Consider the following 13,504-nt stretch of genomic DNA (forward strand, 5'->3'; position numbering starts at 1 on the left):
ACATACAGTCCCCGCTCGGCGACCTGCCGGTGGGCGGGCGCTTCGTCGATGGTCAGCACCGGGCTCACGCAGGCGTCGGTGTCGGCGAACAGCGCCGCCCATTCGTCCCGCGGGCGGGTGGCGAAGCGCGCGCCGATCATGGCGCTGATCCGCGGCCACTCCGCCCGGTCGTGGCGGTCGCCGACGCCGGCCGGGTCGAGCTCCAGCAGGCGCAGCAGCACGGCGAAGAACTGCGGCTCCAGCGCGCCCACCGCCACGTCCCGGCCGTCAGCGCAGCGGTAGCAGCGGTAGCTGGGCGAGGCGCCGCCCATCACGCTGCGCTCGCGGTCCAGGAACCGGCCTGCCGGCGGAAAGGCCATCAGCGAGCCCATCAGCGAGGCCACCCCGTCGACGATGGCCGCGTCGATCACCTGGCCCTTGCCCGAGCGGCTGCGTTCGAACAGCGCCGCGCAGACGCCCATGGCCAGGTAGAGCGCGCCGCCGCCGTAGTCGCCCACCAGGTTCAGCGGCGGGGTCGGCGGCCGGTCGGGGGAGCCCATGGCCGCCAGCGCCCCGGTCACCGCGATGTAGCTCAGGTCGTGGCCGGCGGTCGCCGCCATCGGCCCCGTCTGCCCCCAGCCGGTCATCCGCCCGTAGATCAGCCCCGGGTTCAGCGCCTGCACCGCCTCCGGGCCCAGCCCCAGCCGTTCCATGACGCCGGGCCGGAAGCCTTCGATCAGCACGTCGGCGGCGGCCAGCGCGCGCAGGGTCGTGGCCCGCCCGGCCTCGCTCTTCAGGTCCAGCGTCAGCGAGGTCTTGCCCCGCGCGACCACCCGTGACGGCTTGCCGCCGTCGGGCCGGCCGATGATCACCACGTCCGCCCCCATGTCGGCCAGCAGCATGCCGCAGAACGGCCCGGGCCCGATGCCGGCGAACTCCACCACCTTCACGCCGGCGAGCGGCCCTTGCGCAGTCATCCGTCACGTCTCCCGTCTCGCCGCCTCAACCGGTTCCCGGGATCGCGCCGCTGCGCCCTCCAGTCAACTGCGGGTGGTCCTGGCCGCGTCGCCCGGCGCGCCGCCGCCAGAGGATGGCGCGGGGCCGCGGCATGTCCTAGCCTGGGCGCCACTCCCCCGGGGCGTCGCGTCGGTCGAAGGGGAGGGCGCCGCGGGGAGACGACCATGCCGAAGGATCCGGACGTGCAGGACGAGCCGGCGCTCGAGCCCGCCCTGCCCATCGTCGACGCCCACCACCACCTGTGGCGCCGCGACCGGCCGCTCTACGGCTACCCCCGCGACTACATGGCCCCCGACCTCGTCGCCGACGCGCAGGGCCACAACGTCGTGGCCACCGTCTACATGGAATGCCATTCCGCCTACCGCGCCGGCGGGCCCGAGGCGATGCGCCCGGTCGGCGAGACCGAGTTCGCCGTGGCCTCCGCGGGCCGCGTCGGCGCGACGGAGGTCTGCGCCGGGATCGTCGCCTACGCCGACCTGATGCTGGGCGAGGCGGCGGGCGAGGTGCTGGACGCCCACGCCGAGGCCGGCCGCGGCCGCTTCCGCGGGGTGCGCAACATGGTCATCTTCACCGAGGACCCGGGGGCGACGGCCGGCTTCCGCCTCGTTCCGCCCCGCCGCCTGGCCGAGCCCGCCCTGCGCGCCGGCGCCCGCGAGCTCGTCCGGCGCGGCCTGGTGTTCGACACCTGGCTGTTCCAGTCGCAGCTCGCCGAACTGGCCGACTTCGCCGCCGCCCTGCCGGACCTGACCATCGTCCTCGACCACGTGGGCGGCTACACGGCCATCGGCGGCTTCGCCGAACGGCCGCAGGAGACCCTCGAGGCCTGGCGGCGTGACCTCGCCGAGGTGGCCCGGCGACCGAACGTGGTCATGAAGCTGGGCGGCATGGGCCTGCCGACGATCTCGCCCAGCCTCATCGCCGGCGGCGGCCAGGCCTCCTCCGAGGCCATGGCCGCCCTCTGGAAGCCGCTGTTCGACACCTGCGTCGATCTGTTCGGCGCCGAACGCTGCATGTTGGAGAGCAACTTCCCGGTCGACGGCCTGGCCGGCAGCTACCGCCGCCTGTGGAACGCCTTCAAGCGCCTGGCCGCAGGCGCCTCCGCCGCCGAGAAGACCGCCCTGTTCAGCGGCACGGCGGCGCGCGTCTACAATTTGCCGGCGCTCTGAGCCTCAGTCCGGCACGTTCGCCGCCAGCTCGTCCAGCCACACCCGCGCCGTCCCGTCGGAGGGCGCGCGCCAGTCGCCCCGCGGCGACAGCGCCCCGCCGGAGATCACCTTGGGCCCGTTGGGCATGGCCGAGCGCTTGAACTGGCTGATCTCGAAGAAGCGGAACAGGAACACCCCCAGCCACGTCTTGATCTCCGCCAGGCTGTAGGCGTTGCGCCGGTCGTCCGGGAAGTTCCTCGGCCAGGGTCCCTTCTTGACGTCGCGCCAGGCGTGCCAGGCCAGGAACGCCACCTTCGACGGCCGCAGGCCAAAGCGGGTGATGTGGAACAGGCTGAAGTCCTGCAGTTCGTAGGGCCCCACCTTGGCCTGGGTGCTCTGGATCGCGCCGCCCGCGTCGGCCGGCACAAGTTCGGGCGAGATCTCGGTGTCCAGGATCGACAGCAGGGTCGCGTCGGCCGAATTGTGGAACTGGCTGGTCTTCACCACCCAGCGGATCAGGTGCTGGATCAGCGTCTTGGCCACCGAGCCGTTGACGTTGTAGTGGCTCATCTGGTCGCCCACGCCGTATGTGCACCAGCCCAGCGCCAGCTCCGACAGGTCGCCGGTGCCCAGCACGAAGCCCGCCCGCTGGTTGGCCAGCCGGAACAGGTAGTCGGTGCGCAGGCCCGCCTGCACGTTCTCGAAGGTGATGTCGTAGACCGGCTCCCCGTCGGCGAACGGGTGGCCCAGGTCCTGCAGCATTCGCCGGGCGGCGGGCTTGATGTCGATCTCCTCGCCCGTCACCCCCAGCGCCCGCATCAGCGCCCAGGCGTTGGCCTTGGTCCCCTCGCTGGTGGCGAAGCCCGGCATGGTGAAGCCCAGGATGTTCGCGCGCGGCAGGCCCACAGCGTCGAACGCCTTGGCCGCCACGATCAGGGCGTGGGTGGAGTCCAGGCCCCCCGACACCCCGATGACGATGTGCTGGGTCTTGGTGGCGGTGATCCGCTTGGCCAGGCCCTGCACCTGGATGTTGAAGGCCTCGTAGCAGTCCTTGTCCAGCCGGGCCGGGTCGTTGGGCACGAAGGGGAAGCGGTCCACGGGCCGCAGCAGGCCGACGTCGTCGAACGCCGGCTGGTGCTCGAACGAAATCCGCCGGAAGGCTCGTTCCGGATGGCCGGCGGCCGCCGCGGCGGCGTTGAAGGTGGGGGTGCGCATCCGCTCCAGGCGCAGCCGCTCCACGTCGACGTCGGCCACCGCCATCTGCGCCTTGGCCGGGAAGCGGTCGGTCTGGGCCAGCAGGGCGCCCAGTTCGTGGATCGAGGCCTGGCCGTCCCAGGCCAGGTCCGTGGTGCTCTCCCCCGGCCCCGCCGCCGAATAGAGGTAGGCCGCCTGGCAGCGCACCGACTGCGAGGCGCACAGCATCGCCCGCTCGTCGGCCTTGCCCACCACGATGTTGGAGGCCGAGAGGTTGCAGAGGATCAGCGCCCCGGCCAGCGCCCCTTGCGTCGAGGGCGGCGTCGCCGACCAGAAGTCCTCGCAGATCTCCGCATGGAACACGAAGTCCGCCAGGTCCGAGGCCGCGAACAACAGGTCGGTCCCGAACGGGACCGCCTGGCCCGCCAGCCGCATGTCCAGCCCCGTCACGCCGGCCCCGGGGGCGAACCAGCGGTTCTCGTAATACTCCCGGTAATTGGGCAGGAAGCTCTTGGGGACCACGCCCAGGATGTGGCCGCGGCTGATCACCACGGCGCAGTTGTAGAGCCGCCCGTTGCGGCCCACCGGCGCGCCGACGATCAGCACCGGGGCGAGTTCGCGGCTGGCCTCCGCCAGCCCGGCCAGCTCCGCCTCGACCCGCTGCAGCAGCGCGTCCTGCAGCAGGAGGTCGTCGATGGCGTAGGCCGAGATCCCCAGCTCGGGGAACAGCATCAGGTCGACGCCGCGCGCATGGCCCTCCCTGGCCAGGGCCAGGGTCTCGGCGGCGTTGAAGCCGGGGTCGCCCGGCAGGACCTTGGGCGTGCAGGCCGCCGCACGGACGAAGCCGTGCCGGTGCAGGGCGAAGAAGGTGTCGGACAAGGTGCGCTCCCCGGACCTTCGCCTTATCCGCCGCCGACCCATTCGGCGAGGGAGAACTTGTCCGTCGGACGGATCTCCGCGTCCATGCTGTCGCGCATGATCTCCAGCGCCCAGGCGGTGCGCTGGTCGCTGGCGCTCGCCACGGCGTCGGCCGGCGTCCAGAGCTGGTAGTCCCGCATGTGCGCGTCCGCGGCGGTGAACAGCACGCAGATATCCGCCGCCACGCCCGTCAAGACAAGGCGGGTGGCGCCGAGCTTCGGCAGCAGCACCGGCAGGTTCGTCGAGTAGAACCCGGAGAACTGCGGCTTGATGACGAAAAAATCGTTCTCGCGGGGCGCCAGCCGCCGCGCCAGCTCCCGCCCCGCGCCGTCCAGCACGTGCTCCACCAGCCGCGAGCGCTCGGAATGCCATTGGCCGAAGTGGTCGTTGACGTAGACCACCGGCGCGCCCAGCCGGTCGGCGTCGGCCCGCAGCCGCTCGATCACCCGCGCCGCCGCCTCCGCCGGTCCCCGCAGGTGTTCGACGCCCTGCAGGTCGTTGATCATGTCGATGACCAGCAGCGCCACGGACCCGGGAGCGGGCCGCTCGATCTGGGCGGTGGGCAAGGTTGGAGTCTCCCGTGGCGCGAGCGGGCTCGCTCGCCGCAGGAATGATCCGCCGCGCCTTCCTGTTCCGCCGCGATGCGCCCGCCGTGATTTGTCCGCCGCTTTCGGCTGCGCCGCGTCCCGCGGTCTGCTACAGCGGCGCCGCCCCGCGGGGATGCAGGGCGACCGGCAGATCGGGAGAGTTCGCCTTGGGAGCGCTGACAGGCAAGGTCGTCGCGGTGACGGGCGCGGGGCGCGGCATCGGCCGGGCGATCGCGCTGGCCTGCGCGGCGGAGGGCGGCAAGGTGCTGGTCAACGACTACGGCGGCTCCGGCAGCGGGGAGGGCGCCGACCAGGGCCCGGCCCTCGACGTCGTGAACGAGATCAAGGCCGCCGGCGGCGAGGCCGCGGCCAACACCGCCAGCATCGCCGAGCCGGCGGGGGCGACTTCCGTGATCGAGGATGCGGTGGGGGCGTTCGGCCGGATCGACGCGGTGGTCAACAACGCCGGCTTCCTGCGCGACGTCATCTTCCACAAGATGAGCCACGTGGACTGGGACAGCGTCATCGACGTCCACCTGAACGGCTACTTCTACGTCTCCAAGGCGGCCGCCCCCTATTTCAAGGAGCAGGGGTCCGGGTCCTTCGTCCACTTCACCTCCACCTCGGGCCTGGTGGGCAACTTCGGCCAGGCCAACTATTCGGCCGCCAAGATGGGCGTGGTCGGCCTCTCCACCTCCATCGCGCTGGACATGCAGCGTTTCGGCGTGCGGTCGAACTGCGTGGCCCCCTTCGCCTGGAGCCGGATGACCGCTTCCATCCCGTCCGACACGCCCGAGCAGCAGCTGCGGGTCGAGCGGATGAAGCAGATGACGCCGGAGAAGATCGCCCCGATGGTGGTGTTCCTCTGCTCCGACGGGGCCAGGGACGTCAGCGGCCAGATCTTCGGGGTGCGCAAGAACGAGGTGTTCCTGTTCTCCCGCCCGCAGGTGCTGCGCTCCGCCCAGAAGAGCGAGGGCTGGACGCCGCAGACCATCGAGCAGGAACTGATGCCCATGCTCCAGTCCAGCTTCGTGCCCCTGAAGCGCTCGTCCGAGGTGTTCTGCTGGGATCCGGTGTAGGCGGCTGACGCGCCCCCACGCCCCACCGTCGTCGGGCCGTCACGCCGAATCGTTAGGGTGCGTCCGGAACAAGGAGCGCGCCCCATGTCCACGCCCCCCAACGCCGTGCTGCGCAACTTCGGCGACGGCTCCATCGAGGTGTGGATCCACACCGTCCTGCCGCTGCACGTGGCGCTGGAGATCTCCGCCATGGTCGGCCTGCACGGCGCCCCGCCCGCTGGCCGCCCGGCCAATGACGACGCGCCGGACGCGCCGCACGACATCCGGTTCTAAGCCCGCGCCTTCCAGGCCGCAGCCTCCCCGACGCGCGCGCGGGCGGTCGCGAAAAACCTTGACGATCCGCCCGCCATGTGTTCTCTTTTTGTTCATGTCCTCCACCCCGGAGATGTCCGAGCGGCACGGCCGCGTCCTGGCCGAGCTCGCCGAGCTCGGGCTGACCCTCGCCCGCGAACTGGCGGCCAAGGCCGGGGCGGCCCAGACGGATGAGGCGGCCCAGGCGCTCGCCCTGGCCTTCCACCGCATCTCGCGCTCGGTGCGCCTCTCCCTCGCCCTGGAATCGCGGCTCGCCGGCGAACGGCGGCAGGCGATACGCGAGGAGCGTGTCCTGACCGAGCGCAAGGTCGAGAAGCGCAAGGACCAGGTGCGGGCGACGCTCGCCCGCCAAGTCTACGCCGAGACCGAAACCGACGAGGCCGAGCGCCTGCTGGACGAACTGGAAGAGCGGCTCGAGGAGGAGGCGCTGTTCGACGCCTTCGCCGACGGTCCCGTGGAGGCGTGCATCGCCCGCATCCGCGCCGGCCTCGGCCTTCCCGCCGACCCCGCCAACGATCCGGGCCCGGCCCACGCCGCCGGCGCGCCCCGGCCGGCTTGCGCCCGGACCCCCGTACGCCCGACATAGGTTCAATGTTGGGTCGTGCCTGCCCCAGGGGGCGGGGGAAAGCGCCCTCGGCGCCTCAGAGGCAGGGGCGCAGCTCCACCATGTCGTAGGCGATGTCCGCGGGCATGGTCAGCATGTCCATGATCGCGTGGGCCACGCTGTCGAACGACATCTTGCTGGTCCCCGAGGCCGCCAGCGCCGCCTGGTTTGCCTTGGCGAAGCCGATCTGGGTCTCCAGGTCCATGCCGGTGGCGTCGCGGTCCGGGTCGTCCATCACGCCCAGACGCAGGGCCGTGACGCGGATGTTGTCGGGCCGCAGCTCCGTGCGCATTCCCTGGGAGAAGTTCTCCAGCCCGGCCTTGGTGGCGGCATAGGCCGACAGGTAGGCGTAGGGGTTGCGGACGCTTTCGGAAGAGACGTTGATGATGTCGCCGCCGCCGGCCTTGCGCAGCAGCGGGATGGCCGCCCGGGTGCACAGCATCGGCCCCAGCAGGTTGGCGTGCACCGTGGTGCGGATCCGCGCCGGCTCGGCGTCCGCGATGCGGAAGAAGTCGTAGATCGCCGCGTTGTTGATCAGGGCGTCCAGCTTGCCGAACCGCTTGTCGGCCTCGGCGAACAGCCGAGCCACGTCGTCGGGTTCGCCCACGTCGGCCGCGACCGCGATGGCCCTGCCGCCCAGGGGCTCCACGGCCTGGATCAGGCGCGCCGCATTGCGGGCGGCGGCGATCACCTGCCCGCCCTCCTCGACGAAACGCCGGATCAGCTGGCGTCCCAGCCCGCGGCCCGCGCCGGTCACTACGATTGTCTTGCCGTCGAGACGCCCCAAGGCTTCCCCCTCGTTCTTCAGGAATGACCCGCCTCCGCGGGCGTTGAACTGACGATAGCTAGGTTCTTCGGGCGGCCCAACTGGATTTCCGCCGCCCGGCCTGCATTCGGCGCCGGCGTCAGGACGCCTCGGCCCGCACCAGGTCCTCGCGGTAGGTGCGCAAGGCGGCCAGGACGTGGAGCGCGGACCAGAATCCCAGCAGCGAGACGCCCAGCATCGCCCAGCGCAGGGATTCCGCGCCCGCGTAAGGTTTCAGGAGGTCGCTCGCCACCCCGGTCACCAGCGGCCCCAGGCCCGATCCCAACAGGGTGGTCGACATCACCACCAGGGCGGCGACGGTGGACCGCCGCGCCGCGCCGGCCAGGTTCTGGGTGGCCGCCAGGGCCGCCGGAATCGACAGGTAGTGGATGGCCAGGTAGAGGCCGAAGCCCGCCAGGATGAAGCTCTGCTCGTGCATGGTGAAGGCGATCACCAGGGCTGGGGAGTGCAGCGCCATGGCGCCGGCGATCAGCCACAGGGCGCGGCGGGGATCGCGGCGCCCGATCCGGTCGGCGATCAGCCCGCTGGCCAGCATGCCGACGACGCCGGCGACCGCGTTGAGCGGCCCCAGGACCAGGCCCACCTCGCGCACGCTCATGTCATGGTAGCGCAGGAAGAAGCTGGCCGCCCAGGCGCCCACCGCCGCCGCCGCCAGCGCGCTGATGGTCATGGCGATGATCATCTGCACCAGGGCGCGCTGGGTGAGCACGAACGCCAGCACCTCGCGCAAGGGCGGCGGCTTGGCGGTCGCGCCCTGGGCGGTGCGCCGCGGCGGCGCCCGCAGGGTGAAGGCCAGCAGCAGGGCGAGCAGGAAGCCCGGGATGGCGGCCGCCACGAACGCCGTGCGCCACCCGTAGGCCCCGGCGATCAGCCCGCCTCCCACCAGGGCGGCGCCCGCCCCGATGGGGACCGACAGGTAATAGACCGCCAGCGCCGTCCCCCGGCGCTTGGCCGGGAACAGGTCCGAGACCATCGACACCGTCGCCGGGTGCCCCGCCGCCTCGCCTGCGCCCACCGCCAGCCGGGCGGCGAGCAACTGCAGGAAGTTCCCGGCCAGGCCGCAGACGGCGGTCGTCGCGCTCCAGAACGCCAGGCATACGGCCAGCAGGCGGCTGCGCTCGACGCGGTCGGCCAGCACCCCGAACGGCAGGGTCACGGCGGCGTAGGCGACGGAGAACACCAGGCCGTTCATCAGGCCGATCTGCGAATCGCTGAGATGGAACTCGTGCCGGATCGACTCCTGCAGGATGACCATCACCGTGCGGTCCATCAGGCTGACGGACGCCACCAGGGTCAGGAGGACCAGGGCGTAGATCTTTCGGATATTCGACTGTTCAGCCGCCGGCATATGTTCTCCTCCCGGGGAGATCGGCGCCGTGAGCAGCGCTCGGTTTTATGATGAAGGCGGGGCCGCCGCGGCGGCCGTTGGCCTCAGGCGTGCGCTCCTACGGCGTAGTAGGGACTGAACTCGATCATGGCAGACCTTTCCGCTCGCCGGTCCGCCTGACGCAACTGACGGCTCCTCAGCTTGATCGTAGCGACGGCGCCGCCCACGGGGAAGCGCGATCGTGAGGCGAACTCTATCCGTGCATGGCGCGGCGCAGGGCCTCCAGGCTGTCGCGTTCCGACTGCCGGGTGACACGCGCCTCCACCGCCCCGCTGAACCCATGGTAGGCGCCGGGATAGACGTGCAGCTCCACCGGCACGCCGGCCCGGGTCAGGCGGCGGGCGTATTCCATGTCCTCCTCCAGGAACAGGTCGAGAGCCCCCACTGAGATGAAGGTGGGGGGCAGGCCCGCAAGGTCCGGCGCGCGGGCCGGGGCGGCGTAGTGCGGCACGTCCTCGCCGCCCGGCGCCTGGCCCAGCAGCGAGGTCCAGCCGAACAGGTTCTGCGCCCGGTTCCAGACGTAGTCGCCCACGAAGGGATGCGGGTCCGGGCGGGTGCAGGTGCGGTCGTCCAGCATCGGGAAGATCAGGTGCTGGAAGGCGAGGGGAGCCTCGCCCCTGTCGCGGGCGTAGAGGGCCAGGGCCGCAGCCAGGCCGCCGCCGGCGCTCTCGCCCATCACGCCGATGCGGCCCGGGTCGACCCCCAGTTCGGCGGCGTGGGCGTGCAGCCACTTCAGGCCGGCGTAGCAATCCTCCAGCGGGCCCGGATGGGCGGTCTCCGGCGACAGGCGGTGGTCCACCGAGACGATCACGCAGCCCAGCTCCACCGCCAGCGGCCGGTGCTTCGGCTCCATCATCGCCGAGTCTCCCAGGACATAGCCGCCGCCGTGGATGTGGTAGACGGCCGGGCGCGCGCCCGTCGCCTCGGTGGGCCGGTAGACGGTGAGCCTGACCGCCGCCGCGCCGGGCGGACCCTCGACGGTCCGCGTCTCCATCGACACCGGCAGGCCCTGGGGAACGGGAACCGCCGCGCGGCGTACAAGCATCTGCTCGCGCACCGCCGCGACGCCGTCGGCCGTGAACTCCATGGCGGGCATCAGCGCGATCAGCGCCGCCAGTTCCGGGTCCACGAGGCGCCGATTGTTCATCCTGCTCGTCCTTCTTCCTTCGGTCGGAGCGTCTTTGAGGAAGCGTATACCGTTTCGCCTCCGGATTTCGACGCGCGCCCACGGCCGCAGGACTTGACCGTTCCGCCGGCGTCCACGGAGATAGCGGCCGATCCGATGGGGAACAGCGACAGGGCGGCCGGCGGCGACGCAGGATCTGCGGCGGTTCGGTGCGAAGGGGGCGAGACTTTGAGCGAACCGCAAGACGACCGCATCAGCGGCAAGGCGTGGTTTACGCTGGGCGTCCTGCTGGTGATGATCGTGCTGTCCTATCTCGACCGCGGCATCATCGGCCTGCTGGTGCGCCCGATCCGCGAGGACCTGCACATCTCCGACGTGCAGGTCAGCCTGCTGTACGGCGTGTCCTTCGGCCTGTTCTACGCGGTGTTCTCGTTCCCGCTGGGCTGGCTGGCGGATCGGTGGTCGCGACGCGGCGTCATCTACCTGTGCATCACCGGCTGGTCCCTGGCCACCGCAGCGTGCGGCCTGGCCAATTCGTTCTGGCAGCTCGCCGTGGCGCGGTTCGGCGTCGGCGTCGGGGAGGGCGGCCTTTCGCCCGCCGCCTACCGCATGTTGGGCGCGGCGTTTCCCAAGCGGCGCATGGCGCTCACGCTGGGGATCTTCGGGGCCGGAGCCTCGCTGGCGACCCCGATCTCGCAGATCGTCGGCGGCCGGCTGGTCGACTGGGCCGTGCGCATCGGCGGCGTGACCCTGCCGGTCCTGGGCGACGTGAAGCCCTGGCAGCTGGTCTTCCTGATCCTGGGGCCGCCGGGCGTCCTGCTGGCGCCGCTGATCTTCCTGATCCCGCGCGAAACCCGCAACGCCGCCGCGCACGCCGCCCAGCCGGCCCCCGCCGTCGCCGGGGGGGACGGCTTTGGCGCCTTCCTGCGCAGCCGCTGGCGCTACCTGACGCTGCACTTCCTGGGCTTCGGCCTGATCGCCATGCTCTCCTACGGCGTCGGCGGCTGGACCCCCACCTTCTTCGAGCGGCGGTTCGGGATGCACATGAGCGAGATCGGGCTCTACCTCGGCCTGGTCGCCGGGGGCTTCGGCATGGTCGGCTTCGTCGGCGGCGGCTGGGTCGCCGACCGCTGGTTCTCGCGCGGGGTGAAGGACGCGCACCTGCGCTACTACGTGATCGGGCTGCCGGTCACCACCCTGGCCACGGTGCTGGCGTTCACCGTCGTGGACCGGCCGGCCTACGCCTTCGGCCTGCTGGCGTTCATATTCCTGCTGCTGCCGTTCACCGGCCCGGCGGTCGGACACCTGCAGCTGTCGACGCCGGTGGAGTTCCGCGGACGCACCACGGCCCTGTTCACCATGGTGTTCAACATCCTCGGCATGACGCTGGGCCCGCTGATCGTAGCGCTCCTGACCGAGCATGTGTTCCGCGACCCGGCGAAGGTCGGGCTGTCGATAGCGCTGATGACCGGCGTCCTGGGCGTGGTGGCGCTGGTGATCTTCTGCTTCAGCCTCAAGCCCGCGCGCGAAGCCATCGCAGCCCAGGGGACCTGAGGCGCTCAGGCCGGCGGCGCGGCCTGCGGTCCCCGCACCAGGCGGCCGGGCAGGGCGTCGGTCGCCGCTCCGTCCCGCTGGATCACCCGGCCGGCCACGATCGTGGCCAGGTAGCCTTCGGCGCGCTGGGTGAGCCGGCGGCCGCCGGCGGGCAGGTCGCGGACGATCTCCGGCCGGCCGAGCGCCAGCCTGTCGAGGTCGATGACGTTGAGGTCGGCCTTGAAGCCGCGGGCGATCAGCCCCCGGTCGAGCAGCCCCACCGCCTCGGCGGGCTTGCGGGCCAGCTCGCGCACCACGCCCGGCAGCGCCATGCGCGCGCGCCCCGCGCGGGCCTGCGGCCATTCCTTGAGGAAGAACGTGGTGTAGGTGGCGTCGCAGATGGTGCCCAGGTGCGCCCCGCCGTCGCCGAGGCCCAGCACGGTGTCGTTCCGCCCGATCATCTCGGCGGCGAAGTCGAGGCTCTTGTCGGCATAGTTGGCCGCGGCGAGCAGCAGCATGTTGCGGCCCTCGTCCTGCATGAGGAGGTCGTAGGCCAGCGCCTCCGGGGCGATCCCGCGCGCCTGCGACTGCGCCAGGATCGAGGTCTCCGCCGCCGGCTCGTAGTCGGGCGCGGCGCCCAGGGGGTACATGTCGGTGAAGTTGCGCACCCGCAGGCCCAGCATGTTGTTGGGCGCGGGGTCGTTGCTCTCCGAGAGGATTGCGGCGCGCACCTCCGGCTTGCTCAGTTCGGCGATCTTCCGGTCGAACGGCAGCTCGCCCAGCTTCCGGTAGGTGGGGGTGCTGTAGAACGGGTTGAGCGTCAGGGCGTGGCCCAGCAGGAAGCCCACTGGCCGTGGCAGCACCTGGGCGGTGATCTTCAGGCCGCGGTCGTTGGCCTCGCCGGTCCACTTCAGCTGGCGCTTCCAGCGGACCGGATCGCCATGGTTCTGCACCAGGCTGTAGGTCACCGGGCGGCCTGACTGCTCCATCAGCCGCACCAGCATGCCGAACACCGCCTCCGGGCGATCCCAGTCGGCGACGAACTGGATGATCCCCTTGCCGAAGGTCTTCAGCGCCAGGGCCAGCGCCAGGTACTCGCTTTCCTCGGCGGCCAGGGTGGGGGTCGGCTGGCCGTCGCTGGAGCGGTGGATGACGGTCTGGGAGGAGCCGAAGCCGAGCGCCCCGGCGCTCATCCCCTCGATCAGCAGGCGGGCCATCTCCGCCTTGTCCGCCTCGGTGGCGGCCTCATGGCGCAGCGCCCGCTCGCCCATGACGTAGACCCGCAGGGGCGCGTGGGGGACATAGGCGGCGATGTCGATGTCGTGCGGCCGAGCGTCCAGCGCGTTCATGTATTCCGGGAAGGTCTCCCAGGTCCACGCCAAGCCCTCGGCCAGCACCGGGAAGGGGATGTCCTCGACCCCCTCCATCAGCCGGATCAGGTCGCCGTGCTGGCTCGCGCGGCAGGGCGCGAAGCCCACCCCGCAATTGCCCATGACCACGGTGGTGACCCCGTGGGCGGAGGAGGGGTTGAGCCGCGAATCCCAGGTGGCCTGGCCGTCGTAGTGGGTGTGGACGTCGACGAAGCCCGGGGTGACCACCGCGCCCCTGGCGTCGATCTCCTCGCGCCCGCGGTCGGCGACCTGGCGCGAGGCCTCGACGATCCTGCCGCCGCGGACCGCCACATCACCTTCGAAGGGATCGCCGCCGGTTCCGTCGAGAACCAGGCCGCCCCGGATGACCAGGTCCACTTCGCTCACGGCCGGGGTCCCTCCGTCAAATTCCAACGATTATTCCCCA

General features: G+C 71.6%; 12 protein-coding genes. 5 read left to right on the plus strand and 7 right to left on the minus strand.

Annotation, left to right across the window (positions count from 1 at the left end; all coding sequences use genetic code 11):
• Positions 1–956: CaiB/BaiF CoA-transferase family protein (locus VGL30_RS11030; protein ID WP_331539857.1), on the minus strand; the 956-nt coding region annotated here is incomplete at its 3' end.
• 204 nt (positions 957–1,160) lie between these two features.
• Between VGL30_RS11030 and VGL30_RS11035 the strand changes: the two genes are divergently transcribed.
• Positions 1,161–2,162 (plus strand): amidohydrolase family protein, encoded by a 1,002-nt coding sequence (locus VGL30_RS11035; RefSeq protein WP_331539859.1) that lies wholly within the window; start codon positions 1,161–1,163, stop codon positions 2,160–2,162.
• Positions 2,163–2,165: 3 nt separating this feature from the next.
• On the opposite strand, the gene VGL30_RS11040 is transcribed toward VGL30_RS11035, so the two are convergent.
• Positions 2,166–4,214: an NAD(+) synthase gene (locus tag VGL30_RS11040; protein ID WP_414694977.1), complete on the minus strand. Its 2,049-nt coding sequence runs from the start codon at positions 4,212–4,214 to the stop codon at positions 2,166–2,168.
• Between the two features lie 23 nt (positions 4,215–4,237).
• Positions 4,238–4,819, minus strand: coding sequence for an isochorismatase family cysteine hydrolase (locus VGL30_RS11045; RefSeq protein ID WP_331539863.1), 582 nt, complete (start codon positions 4,817–4,819; stop codon positions 4,238–4,240).
• 188 nt (positions 4,820–5,007) lie between these two features.
• Here VGL30_RS11045 and VGL30_RS11050 point away from each other — a divergent pair, with 188 nt between their 5' ends.
• The 3 genes from VGL30_RS11050 (at position 5,008) to VGL30_RS11060 (ending at position 6,817) form a co-directional block, all read left to right on the plus strand.
• The gene (locus tag VGL30_RS11050; RefSeq protein WP_331539865.1) at positions 5,008–5,919 is read left to right on the plus strand and encodes an SDR family NAD(P)-dependent oxidoreductase; all 912 of its coding nucleotides are present in this window, start codon (positions 5,008–5,010) and stop codon (positions 5,917–5,919) included.
• A gap of 84 nt (positions 5,920–6,003) precedes the next feature.
• Positions 6,004–6,192, plus strand: a complete 189-nt coding sequence (locus tag VGL30_RS11055) for a hypothetical protein (protein WP_331539867.1) — start codon at positions 6,004–6,006, stop codon at positions 6,190–6,192.
• A 94-nt stretch (positions 6,193–6,286) separates the two neighbouring features.
• Entirely contained in the window at positions 6,287–6,817 is a 531-nt protein-coding gene (locus VGL30_RS11060; protein WP_331539869.1) for a hypothetical protein, read from the plus strand.
• Between the two features lie 55 nt (positions 6,818–6,872).
• Here VGL30_RS11060 and VGL30_RS11065 read toward each other — a convergent pair whose 3' ends face one another.
• The 3 genes from VGL30_RS11065 to VGL30_RS11075 all read right to left on the minus strand — a co-directional run bounded on the left by VGL30_RS11065 (position 6,873) and on the right by VGL30_RS11075 (position 10,195).
• Positions 6,873–7,622 carry an SDR family oxidoreductase gene (locus VGL30_RS11065; protein ID WP_331539871.1) on the minus strand — a complete coding sequence of 250 codons (750 nt, stop codon included), beginning with the start codon at positions 7,620–7,622 and terminating at the stop codon, positions 6,873–6,875.
• Positions 7,623–7,740: 118 nt separating this feature from the next.
• Positions 7,741–9,009, minus strand: coding sequence for an MFS transporter (locus tag VGL30_RS11070; RefSeq protein WP_331539873.1), 1,269 nt, complete (start codon positions 9,007–9,009; stop codon positions 7,741–7,743).
• 232 nt (positions 9,010–9,241) lie between these two features.
• A complete protein-coding gene (locus tag VGL30_RS11075) occupies positions 9,242–10,195 on the minus strand; it encodes an alpha/beta hydrolase (protein WP_331539875.1) in 954 nt (317 codons plus the stop codon).
• Positions 10,196–10,402: 207 nt separating this feature from the next.
• On the opposite strand from VGL30_RS11075, the gene VGL30_RS11080 reads away from it, so the two are divergent.
• Positions 10,403–11,728, plus strand: coding sequence for an MFS transporter (locus tag VGL30_RS11080; protein WP_331539877.1), 1,326 nt, complete (start codon positions 10,403–10,405; stop codon positions 11,726–11,728).
• A gap of 5 nt (positions 11,729–11,733) precedes the next feature.
• Here VGL30_RS11080 and VGL30_RS11085 read toward each other — a convergent pair whose 3' ends face one another.
• Positions 11,734–13,464, minus strand: coding sequence for an N-acyl-D-amino-acid deacylase family protein (locus VGL30_RS11085; RefSeq protein WP_331539879.1), 1,731 nt, complete (start codon positions 13,462–13,464; stop codon positions 11,734–11,736).
• Positions 13,465–13,504 lie beyond the last annotated feature (40 nt).

This window comes from Phenylobacterium sp. (genome assembly GCF_036502675.1).
Classification (GTDB): Bacteria; Pseudomonadota; Alphaproteobacteria; order Caulobacterales; family Caulobacteraceae; genus Phenylobacterium.